General features: G+C 45.9%; 9 protein-coding genes and 1 tRNA gene. 3 read left to right on the top strand and 7 right to left on the bottom strand.

The genetic code is table 11. The features are described 5' to 3' along the window. The 3 genes from ABGY95_RS05120 to ABGY95_RS05130 all read right to left on the bottom strand — a co-directional run. The coding region (locus ABGY95_RS05120) for a hypothetical protein (RefSeq protein ID WP_347440623.1) at positions 1-1,089 on the bottom strand (1,089 nt) is incomplete at its 3' end. A gap of 9 nt (positions 1,090-1,098) precedes the next feature. Next, positions 1,099-2,517, bottom strand: a complete 1,419-nt coding sequence (locus ABGY95_RS05125) for a sigma-54 dependent transcriptional regulator (RefSeq protein ID WP_347440624.1) — start codon at positions 2,515-2,517, stop codon at positions 1,099-1,101. A 9-nt stretch (positions 2,518-2,526) separates the two neighbouring features. Beyond that, a complete protein-coding gene (locus ABGY95_RS05130) occupies positions 2,527-3,714 on the bottom strand; it encodes an ATP-binding protein (protein ID WP_347440625.1) in 1,188 nt (395 codons plus the stop codon). Positions 3,715-3,727: 13 nt separating this feature from the next. Between ABGY95_RS05130 and cutA the strand changes: the two genes are divergently transcribed. Continuing rightward, positions 3,728-4,051, top strand: coding sequence for a divalent-cation tolerance protein CutA (cutA, locus tag ABGY95_RS05135; RefSeq protein ID WP_347440626.1), 324 nt, complete (start codon positions 3,728-3,730; stop codon positions 4,049-4,051). Between the two features lie 9 nt (positions 4,052-4,060). Here the strand turns inward: cutA and ABGY95_RS05140 are convergent, their stop codons facing one another. Next, entirely contained in the window at positions 4,061-4,576 is a 516-nt protein-coding gene (locus ABGY95_RS05140) for a hypothetical protein (RefSeq protein ID WP_347440627.1), read from the bottom strand. A gap of 108 nt (positions 4,577-4,684) precedes the next feature. On the opposite strand from ABGY95_RS05140, the gene nadE reads away from it, so the two are divergent. Next, on the top strand, positions 4,685-6,646 hold the full coding sequence (nadE, locus tag ABGY95_RS05145; RefSeq protein ID WP_347440628.1) for an NAD(+) synthase: 1,962 nt from the start codon (positions 4,685-4,687) through the stop codon (positions 6,644-6,646). Between the two features lie 68 nt (positions 6,647-6,714). Here nadE and leuB read toward each other — a convergent pair whose 3' ends face one another. Beyond that, on the bottom strand, positions 6,715-7,824 hold the full coding sequence (gene leuB, locus ABGY95_RS05150) for a 3-isopropylmalate dehydrogenase (protein ID WP_347440629.1): 1,110 nt from the start codon (positions 7,822-7,824) through the stop codon (positions 6,715-6,717). A gap of 106 nt (positions 7,825-7,930) precedes the next feature. Between leuB and ABGY95_RS05155 the strand changes: the two genes are divergently transcribed. Then, positions 7,931-8,905 (top strand): calcium/sodium antiporter, encoded by a 975-nt coding sequence (locus ABGY95_RS05155; RefSeq protein ID WP_347440630.1) that lies wholly within the window; start codon positions 7,931-7,933, stop codon positions 8,903-8,905. 387 nt (positions 8,906-9,292) lie between these two features. Here ABGY95_RS05155 and ABGY95_RS05160 read toward each other — a convergent pair whose 3' ends face one another. Together ABGY95_RS05160 and ABGY95_RS05165 are read right to left on the bottom strand one after the other, a co-directional pair. After that, positions 9,293-9,553: a hypothetical protein gene (locus tag ABGY95_RS05160; RefSeq protein ID WP_347440631.1), complete on the bottom strand. Its 261-nt coding sequence runs from the start codon at positions 9,551-9,553 to the stop codon at positions 9,293-9,295. Between the two features lie 625 nt (positions 9,554-10,178). Beyond that, positions 10,179-10,260 (bottom strand) — tRNA-Leu (locus ABGY95_RS05165). Positions 10,261-11,148 lie beyond the last annotated feature (888 nt).

Below are 11,148 nucleotides of genomic sequence, written 5' to 3' on the forward strand. Positions count from 1 at the left end.
CATTCCTATTGAGGCGAAACCCCACATGATGAGTATATTCCAGCGGAAGATGGCGATACTTGAACGCTTAAATGGATGTGCCAAGCAGAGGAAAAATGCGGGTGCTAGGATGAGGCCTCCGAGGTAATTATGTACATTGGAGATCTGTAGGAGTGTTGATTGAACTGTCCTTATTAGAATCCCTTGAACACTGAAAGCTGTGGAGTCAACCTGTCGCATAGCGTTATCTGCCGCCCCCCCAGCACCATGGATTGCATGGAATGCGATTCCTTGAGCTTCTCCAGTTTGTGTCCAATTGTAGATGATTGGTCCGGATACAAATAAAAGCATTATGAGCGCTAACCCAACAGCGATGAGTCCTCGTGGTCGGAAGTAAAAGCAGGCAAAAATCAAATAACCTATGAAAATCCATAAAGTCATCCAGTGAGAAAGAGCTAGAAGGCCGAAGAAAAATCCGGAGAGTAATGCGGGGATGAGTGGTTTACGCTCGGCCTCTTGAGCCTCTACAGCTCGCCAAACAAGATAAACAGCAGCGGAAAATAGTGTGAGCATGAGCATTTGCGGGAGCCCAGCTTGTGTGATCTTCCACATGTACTCAGAGAAGACCATGATTATGGCGACTGTGGATGCTATTTTGGTGTCAAAAATCCTTGATATCAATAGGTAGTTAATGCCTATGGCAATAAGGAAGAATGTTGCGCAAGTGATTGCTATGAATTGGTCTAGCTTATAAATTTTGTCATTCACCTCCATTTTATGATTCTTAAAATCATCGGCGCCCACCATTTTCAAGACGCCTGCATAGACAAGTATGTTTAGAGGTGAATGATAGGTTTCAGCCACTTGCAAGAGGTTGACTTCTTTGTCGTTTTCTAGCAGCTGTTGGAGTGCAAAAGGTCGAATAAATTGTGTGCTAAACCCATTTCCTCGAGCTACTTCACGCGCTACTTGGGCTTGATCAATACCAGTCTTGCTGGTGAGCCCATCAAAGCTAAATATTGTGTGAAGCATAAACATGCCGATGAGGAAGACAGCGAAAATGGCACGGCGGAAAAAGTTGCCAGAGTCTAATGCGTTTTTTGCGTTCATCTAGTGAGGTTAAGCGTCGAGCTCTTTGAGTTTGCGTTGGAGTGTGCGACGGCTAATACCTAGCAGTTCAGAGGCAGCAGTGCGATTATTATTTGTGTGTTTCAACGCATGCTGAATAGTTTCAGACTCGAGGCTGTGTAGATTGAATTGGCTAGGCTGCGTTGGTGCAATCTGATAGGAGTCTTGTTTGCCGACACTTTTGTCATTTGCTGGGGTTGTTTGTATGAGTGATGAGCCAGATTGTATATTTAACGGTAGGTGACTGGGCTCGATGCTTGAGCCGTTACACATAACGATTCCGTGCTCCATGGCAGTCCGTAATTCTCGGACATTACCTGGCCAGTTATAGTGTTGGATGAGTCTGAATGCTTCAGGTGTGATGGATGTTACCCGCTTATTGTTCTCATGGTTGAACTCTTTAAGGAATGCATTCGCAAGAAGCACAATATCTTCTTTGCGTTTATGTAATGGAGGGAGTGTCATCCTTACTACGTTGAGTCTAAAGAATAGGTCTTCTCGGAAATCTCCTTTTGATACCATTTTTGCCAAGTTTTTGTTGGTGGCGGTGATTACTCGAACGTCAATTTTGATTGCTGAGTTTGATCCGACGCGCTCAATAGTTCTCTCGGAAAGCACTCGAAGTAGTTTCACTTGTGTTGCTTGATCAATTTCTCCAATCTCATCAAGAAATAAGGTGCCTCCGTTAGCTTGCTCAAACCGACCTATGCGTTTTTGGCTTGCTCCAGTGAACGCGCCTTTTTCATGACCGAAAAGCTCACTCTCGAGTAGCTGCGGTGAGAGCGCTGCGCAGTTCACTGTGATGATTGTGTCTTTAGGTCGCCCACTGAGTGAGTGGATTGCATTGGCTACAACTTCTTTTCCTGTACCCGACTCCCCTTCGATAAGAACTGTGGCTTTAGTAGGGGCGATCTGAGTGATCATAGCGTGAATTTGAGCCATGGCTGGAGAGTTGCCTATGAGAGGCTCAAGCCCATGTGGCTGCTTACCTACTTTTTTGCGTAACTCTTGATTTTCTGACTCTAATTTCTGATTGTTGGATTCGAGTGATTTACTGCGTAGAGCTCGTTTAATCATCAGTTCTAACTCATCAATGTTGAGGGGTTTTGTGACAAAGTGCCAAGCACCACGACGCATTGCCTCAACTGCTGTGTCGACGGAACCGTAGGCTGTCATCATGATGGCAACAGGTCGGTGAGGCTGCTTGAGGATGTCATCCAGTAGATCCATGCCGCTATCTCCACCCATGCGTAAATCTGTAAGCACGAGGTCGATTTTTTCTGATTTAAGAACATTCTCAGCCTCTCGTATGTCGGATGCTACGTAGCAGTCAAACTCGTCTTCAAGAGCCATGCGTAGGCCGTCGCGGGTTGATTTTTCGTCGTCGACGATGAGAATGGTGGCATCCATAAGGGTGATTTACTCGAGTTCGAGGTCGATGATTTCTGGTTGGTTATCTGGAAGTAGGCGTAGTTGGCGTTCTTCACGAGGGATGTGGATTCTCACCGTTGTTCCTTCGTTGACTTCGCTTTGAATCTCTATTTCACCACCGTGCTCGCGAATGATACGCCTAACAACAAGCAGGCCAAGACCAGTGCCGGAGCTTTTTGTTGTCTTATAGGGTTCATAGAGGGAGCCCATGTGTTCAGGTGAGATCCCTGAGCCATTATCACGAATACTAAGTGTTACCTCGTAATCTGAGTTCTCAGTATCTATCCATAGGTCGCCTCCTGATGCTGGGAGAGCCTGTGCGGCATTTCGAATGAGGTTGTACAGAGCTTGTTGGATCTGATCGGCGTCTAGATTTAGGAGTGGTAGGTTGTCGGCTAGGTTTAGGGTAACCTGAGCATGCCTACTTTGAAGCTCAGCTTCTAGTGTGCTGAGTGTGGTTTTTAAGATGTCGTGTAGTTGTCGCTTCTCTTTAACGGGGGAGGTGGGGCGAACCGCATTCAGGAATTGTTTGAGGATTGAGTCCAGTCGCTTGATTTCGCCTTGGGCAGTCGTGAGGAGTGAGCCAAGTTTAGCTTGATCGCCTTTTGGTAGTTTGCGTAATTTTCGCTGCATAAGCTGCAGGTGGATATCGAGCGAGTTGAGAGGGTTTCCGATTTCATGAGCCACTCCTGCTGCTAGCAATGTGAGGGCATTGAGCTTTTCGCTCTCTAAGAAATCTGCTGCCTCTTGCTGTGATTCTGTGACATCTCTAACGAGCATAACGTAGCCCAGATGTTCGTTCATCTCCACGACATGACCTTTTATTGGTGATGTGTAAAAATTAAGGGTAAGGTGTTCTGGGTAAAAAACTTCCAGATCCCTGTTCGTGACGGTGTCGGGGCTTGCGATAGAATTCCAATCAAATCCACGAATAGCGGTATTGATGTGTTGACCAATACTTCTTTGCTGATCGATACCGAAGAAATTGAGTACCGATTGATTGGCAAATGTGATGATTCCTTCGGGTGATAAAATAAATAAGCCCTCTTTTAGAGCTTCAAACACATTCTCTAAAAAGCCCTTATCACGCACAAGGCGACTCACTAGATTTTGGACCTCACTGGGGGAAAATCTATCTAAGCGCGTGATGAGCTTGTCTAGGAAGCCGTCTTTCATCTATAGTGTGCTAATGGAGGTTATTATAGTGTGTATCAATTTTCCAGACAAGAACTGTGCGCGACAGATTGGCACAGCGCTGATAGAAAAGCAACTGGCGGCATGTGTCAACATCATCCCAGAGATTGAGTCAATCTATCGCTGGAAAGGGAAAGTCTGTGCTGAGAAAGAGGTGATGGCGATGGTGAAAACAACATTAAGTCGCTATAAACAACTTGAAAAATACGTGCTGGAGAGTCACCCCTACGATGTGCCAGAGGTGGTCAGTTTTCCTTTAAATAAGGGATCAGAGACTTACCTTAATTGGGTACATGATGAGATGGAAGGGCACCACTAGGGAAAGCATCTAGTAGAGAGTTCTGCGAGGTTCTTCGGGGGGTTGGACGGGGTTCGTCTGCGGGGCTCTTTCTTCCATGATCTCGAAGTCACCCTCTTCACAGCAACGAACAAACCCTTCAGTGTAACCTTTCAGTTGGTCCCAGACTCTGCGAATGTCTTCTGACTCATTTTTAGTTATGGAGTTATCCAAAGCAGCTGCGGAAATTTGATTGAGAAGGTTCGAGAATTGGCTCACGATCTCGTTTGTAGCTGGGAGGTATTGAAAGCCTTTTGTGCAATGGATCTCTGGGTTGCGCACGAAGTACCCGCCGCATTGTTCAGCGAGATGCTCAATAATTGCGTGATGGCCGGTGAGTTCAAATATGTTTACAAGTCGATCGATTGGATTCCTACTGCCCGATCCGAGACTAGACTGGTCTTGAGCCCACTTATAGACGAGAGAGAGTGAGACGCCTAATTCTGAGGCGACAACCTTTGGTGAAGTTTCTTTAAAAGCAAACTTGAGTACTTCGTGAGATTCCATATGCCTGTTCTAGGTTGATATATTTCCTTTTCAAGGATCATATTTAAAGAGTCGGTTCTAGACTGCTGGCAAGGCTTGTGAAATGGTGGGTGTAGAACTTAATTGACTATGAAGACTATCCATGTAGCTGCAGCCAGTGTGAATCAAACACCGTTAGATTGGGAGGGGAATTTATCAAGAATTCTAGTGGTGCTTGATGAGGCTAGAGCAAAAGGGGTGCAGGTGCTATGTTTACCTGAATTAGCACTAACAGGTTACGGTTGTGAAGATGCTTTCTTGATGCCGAATACGATAGATTATGCTGAGGATGCATTAGCGAGCTTGGTAGAAAGTAGTTCGGGCATGGTGATTAGCGTGGGGTTGCCGTGGCGTCACAATCACGCACTATTCAATGTAGCAGCAGTTATTGTTGATGGTGAACTACTAGGGTTAGTCGCAAAACAACACTTGGCGGGTGATGGACTTCATTACGAACCTAGGTGGTTCAACTCTTGGCCGCGTGGTGAAGTGACTGTCACGGAATGTCTGGGCCAAGAAGTTATGTTAGGTGACCTGTTGTTTGACGTTGGGGGGGTGCGATTTGGATTTGAAATCTGTGAAGACGCATGGTCGGCAACGCGTCCAGGTGCTTCTCTCGCAGCATATGGCTTAGATTTATTATTGAATCCGAGCGCTAGTCACTTTGCTTTTGGTAAGCAACGCTTACGTGAGAGATTCATCAACGAGGGGGCAAGAAGTTGCGGCTGTGCTTACCTCTACGCAAATTTGTTGGGGAATGAATCTGGTAGGGTTGTTTTTGATGGTGGGCCGATGATTTCAAATCAAGGTGAGCTGGTGGCTCATGGTAGGCGATTTAGTTATAAAGATTCCACGCTCACCTCAGCATTGATTGATCTAGAGGTGAATCGCAGTAAGGTGGCATCAACGGCAAGCCGTATAGTAGAGGTTCAGGATCCAGTGGGCCTAGTTATGTCGGATTGGCAACCGAAGTTCCTGCGGTCAGCTCCAAGTTCACAAGTTGATCGCCCTATATTGCGGAAGGAGGAGGAATTTGCGCATGTTGTTGGCCTGGCTCTATTTGATTACATGCGTAAGAGTTTCTCTCAAGGGTTCGTGGTATCGCTAAGCGGTGGTGCAGACTCCTCCGCTGTGAGTTGCTTAGTTGCGATTGGATTGCGTCTTGCTATTGAGGAATTAGGTGAGGCAGGTGTGCGTGAGCGATTAGCTCATGTGATGTTAGCTGAAAATAGTAATGAGTGGATGAGCCAGCTGCTTGCCTGTGTGTACCAAGCTTCGGAGCATAGTGGAGATGCAACTGAGCTTAGTGCTAAAGAGTTAGCTGAAGGCCTTGGAGCGGATTACCAGAGTTGGGTGATAGCGCCATTGGTTGAAGGGTATACGTCAATGGTGAGTGGAGGGCTGGGCCGAGATCTCACTTGGGCGAAGGATGATCTAGCTCTGCAGAATATCCAAGCACGTGTACGATCTCCCGGAATATGGATGCTAGCCAATGTTCGAAAATCACTTCTACTGGCAACGAGTAATCGATCTGAAGCGGCCGTGGGTTATGCAACAATGGATGGTGATACTTCAGGCGGGCTGAGCCCGGTTGGGGGTATTGATAAAGCTTTCTTACGTGAATGGTTAGTTTGGCTTGAAACTGAAGGATCTGAACTCGTTCAGCCGATTCCAGAGTTGAAGTATGTCAATAGTTTGCAGCCGACTGCCGAGTTGCGCCCGTCTGATCACGGTCAGACGGATGAGAGCGACCTTATGCCTTATCCAATCCTGGATGCTATTGAGCGAGCTGCAATTAGAGATAAGCGTGCTCCATTGTCTATTTACATACTCATTCGAGAGCATTTCTCTGATTATTCGGCGGAGCAGCTGAGGGCTTGGGTTCTCAAGTTTTTCCGACTCTGGTGTCGCAATCAATGGAAGCGTGAGCGTTACGCTCCATCATTTCATGTGGATGATGAGAATTTAGATCCTAAAACGTGGTGTCGTTTTCCTATTTTATCGAGTGGATTCACTGCGGAACTGCGGGACTTAGAAAAATATAATGGTTAGTAATCCGTAAAAAATAGGCGCGCTAGGACTCCCCTAGCGCGCCTATTTTATAGATTAGAATACTACAATTAAGCTTTGATGGCTGCAACAATTGCTGCGCCCATTTCAGCTGTGCCAACTTTTGCTTCAGAATTCGCGCCTGTGTAGAGGTCACCGGTGCGGAGTCCTTGGTCGATGACAGTATTTACAGCTTTGTCGATCGCGTCGGCAGCTTCGTTTTCTCCTAGTGAGTAGCGGAGTAACATAGAAGATGATAAGATCTGTGCGATTGGGTTAGCGATACCCATGCCTGCGATGTCAGGAGCTGAACCACCAGATGGTTCATACATTCCATGGTAGAGGCCATTGTCTTTCTGGTTACCTAGTGATGCAGATGGGAGCATGCCAAGAGATCCTGATAGCATAGCCATTTCGTCAGAGAGGATATCACCAAAAAGGTTTCCAGTTACGATGACATCGAATGAGTTAGGTTGCTTGATGAGCTGCATTGCAGCGTTATCCACGTAGAGATGGGAAAGCTCAACTTCTGGGAACTCTTTAGCCATTTCGGTTACCACTTCACGCCACAGGATGGAGCACTGGAGCACGTTGGCTTTGTCCACAGAGCAAAGTCGTTTATCTCGAGCCATGGCAGCGACAAATGCGACACGACAGATACGCTCGATTTCATGCTTACTGTAGACCATTGTGTCGTGAGCTGTTGGATTCTCTTGCTTGTCGTCACGTCCTTTCGGTGTGCCAAAGTAGATTCCTCCTGTGAGTTCTCTGACGCAGAGTACATCGAAGCCGTGGGGTATAAGCTCGTTCTTGATAGGTGATGCGTGCTTTAGAGCTGGGAGGCAAACACCTGGACGAAGGTTAGCATAGAGATTGAAGTGCTTGCGAATTGGGAGGAGGGCGCCCCGTTCAGGTTGGTCGTCCGGTGCGAGGTGCTCCCACTTCGGACCACCAACAGATCCAAATAAAATGGCGTCGGCTTGCTCGCACGCCTCGACTGTCTCCTTAGGAAGTGGGCAACCTTTAGCGTCGATAGCAGCACCACCCACGAGACATTCTTCTGTATTCACAGTAAAGCCAAAGTGGTCCGATGTGACCTGGAGAACTTTAAGGGCTTGCTCCATAACTTCTGGGCCAATTCCGTCTCCTGGGAGCACGGTGATGCTGTGATTGCGGTTCATGTCACGGGGTTTAGCAAAGCTCTCGACTCTTGAGAACCCTCATTTTAAGAAATCTTCTGTCATATTATAATTGTACTTATGGCAGTGAGTATTCACCTTCCGCTGCGTGGATCCTTTTCTTTTAAATACCTTTCTGATTTTAGCTGGTTTTGTGGCGCTGTATTTTGGTGCCGAGTGGTTAGTCAAAGGGGCGTCGGATATAGCCATAAAAATAGGAATCTCTCCATTGGTTGTAGGTTTAACTGTGGTTGCATTAGGAACCAGTGCTCCTGAATTGCTGGTTTGTCTTGAAGCCAACGCGGACAACCAGCCTGATGTGGCACTCGGAAATATAATCGGATCGAATATATGTAATATAGCTTTGATTCTAGGCGTTGCGGCAGTGATGAGGCCGATTGTGATCCATAGGCAAATTATACGTAGGGAAATGCCTATTTTGATCGTATTTACCTTAGTGTTTATCGGGATGCTCTGGAATGGTAGTGTGGCACGTTTTGAGGGGAGCCTTCTATTTATGGGGGTGTTGATTTATGTGGTCTTCAGTATCATGCAATCCAGAAAAGAGCAGGGACAGGATGATTATGGTGAGTTTAGTGCTGAAGAGGTTGCGTTAGTTAAAAAGTCGGGAGCTAAGATGTTAATTTTGAGTATAGGGTATATTTTGGCTGGCTTGGTTGTACTGAAGTTTGGTTCTGAGTGGTTAGTTCATGGTGGAGACTATGTGGCTCGTGCCATGGGGATTGATGAGGCTATTATCGCGCTATTCCTTTTTGCTTTCGGTACGTCACTGCCAGAGTTAGCCACCTCAATCATCGCGGTACGCAAGGGGGAGGGAGATATTGTTACTGGGAATGCGATTGGATCGTGTATCTTCAATATCTTAGCGGTGATTGGTGTTACCGCTATGGTTAAGCCTATTGCAGAGGGTGAAATCGAACTTCTTGATAAAATGGTGATGCTGGGTGCTACTGTAGGAATTTTCCTCTTTATGTGGAGTAAAATGCGTTTGAGTAGAATTGAAGGTGTGATTCTTTTGGCTTGCTACGCAGTCTACAGCGTTGTCCGCTATAATATAGGCTAATAGAGAGCTTAAGTCATCTCACGCATAGGTCTTACCCGCTGCCAGTTCAGCGAACTCGATTGCGACAGAGGTGGTTGAATGTAGTATGTTTTCGTTGGGCTATCGATATAGCTCTGATTGAAGTGGGGTACCGTTGGGCTTCAACTCGTGCTCTCTCGTGGTGAGTTACATCATAAGCAGTGGCCTCTCCCAAAATAAGATTTGAGATCTTACAGAACGAAATAGCTGTGGGTGATGGGTTTAGTATCAGTTTCCCACCTGTGTTGTAAATTTGCGCGATGCTTGGATGTGGCTGTGAGATCACTGGTGCGTTGCGACCAACAAAAAAGCCCCGCAGCAATTAAGCGCAGGGCCTTTTGGTATGTGAATTCTGTAGAAGTTAGCTGGTTAGGCTGCGTCAGTGATCTTCTTGGCTTTCTTTAAAGTTGTCTGGCTTAGCTTACCGTTGACACGGCGAGAGTTGTCGACCAACTCCTTAAGCTCCTTAAGGCATTCGTCTGCAGCTTTCATGGCTTTACGTGGACCGCCATACTTCTTGTCTGAGAAGTATTTCGTGAAAGTTGTCCCAGCACGGCTAAGACATAATCTCCAACCTTGGAAGGCTGTGGTTTCGTATGTGAATCGTGTTAAATTCTTTTTTGATTTCATGTGTGTGTATCGGTGGGTTAGAAATACCTTAGATCTAACAGTTAAGCGTATTTCTAACTAAATGTCAACTCTTCTTCAATTTGTAAGTGTCTTTAAATCAATGATTGATCGTTTGGTGTAGCGGTGTGCGGCGAGTGTGTTAGACGATAAATCCATTACACACCAATGGTTTTTAAGTTTCTCCTTCTGTTTAACCGCCAAATGTGTGACCGGAATAAACACAGCAAAACAGGTTTATGTTTTTTTACACAATAAGATGTTGTAACATTATGGTACTCTTACATTTGTTGAGTAACTCCTCTAGCCATGAGTTGCTGACTTCAAAATCCTGAACTGTACAGACAACTTGTATGTGAAGCCACTGAGGTGAAGTTCTCAGTTGTAAAAAACATCTTGCAGGAGGCCTTTGTGCAGTTGGTGTTATTCGTAAAAAGGAAACGCCTACCATTCCTACTCTGAATAGAAAGATAAGTAGCCCTGTGCGCTTAAGTAAATTTCAAGCCCACACAGTCAATCGAAGTTGCATCACAAAAAGAGGAGGGTCGGCGTTGTTTCGCCAGTGTTAGGTTACATTGCACTCTATTGAATGCGGATACACAGCAGTTTTACGGTGTCACCCTATAGATGCGCACGAGAGGAATCGAACCTCCACGCCCTAAGGCACATGAATCTGAATCATGCGCGTCTACCAATTCCGCCACGTGCGCACACAGCTAATAGAACTTAAACATAGTACGATAGCGGTGAAATTAGCAAGTATGATTTAGTTTAAAGTGGGGCCGGGTATTGCTAGATGCATGTGTCTTGTGGTGCATGCGCGTTAAAGTTAGGCCAAATAGTCTGAATAAGGTACATACAATATTGACTAGCCGAGCTTTGTGGTATGTTTAAGTCCTTGCTGTCCCAAGCTCGTTGCTTAGTTGTATTTATCTCGATTAAAAAGCCGAGTAGACTGGTTCTATTCGCAGAATTACTCGGAAGTTTTCCGCCTCTGGCATCATCTTTGCCAGTAAAAAATGCTGTGCTAAGTATGGAAAATCTTTGAAGCTTCAGCAGCCCAGGGTAGTGTCTTTAAGTCAAAGCGGTGTGCGTTGGAGTTTTAGCTGATTCATTCATATCAAGTTCAGTGCTGATGAAAAGAGAGGGCGTGGTCTCGCTGCTATTTGCAGCGGAAATAGGTATGAACCTACTAGCTAGATTCACTAAACCTAAGAAGACGAGTTGCTACACGAGTGAAAGCGCTGAATGGATACGATTTCGGCAATGTACACCAATAACATCAAATCTGAACGTACTTCAAAATAAGAGAGTGCGCTTTAGGTTTCGTGGCTCGTGGAGAAGGGTAGGAGTCCTAAGGTGTACAAAATTGTAAATGCCGCTACTCTTGGAGACGTCCTTTGTGCTTGGGGGGCTGAATATATATTGAGGTCAGATATATAATTAGCTAACAAACCATGGCTCCGTTGCCCTTGGATTCAACCTGGAAGTGCACCTTGTTAGTTAGGTGTTAAAAACATAAAGTTTGGGGTCTTTCTGTCGAGTACTTTACGAGGTCTGCTGTTTAGCTTTCTCTCAACTTCAGCTATTTGATCGTC

This window comes from Rubritalea sp., assembly GCF_039830215.1.
Classification (GTDB): domain Bacteria; phylum Verrucomicrobiota; class Verrucomicrobiia; order Verrucomicrobiales; family Akkermansiaceae; genus Rubritalea.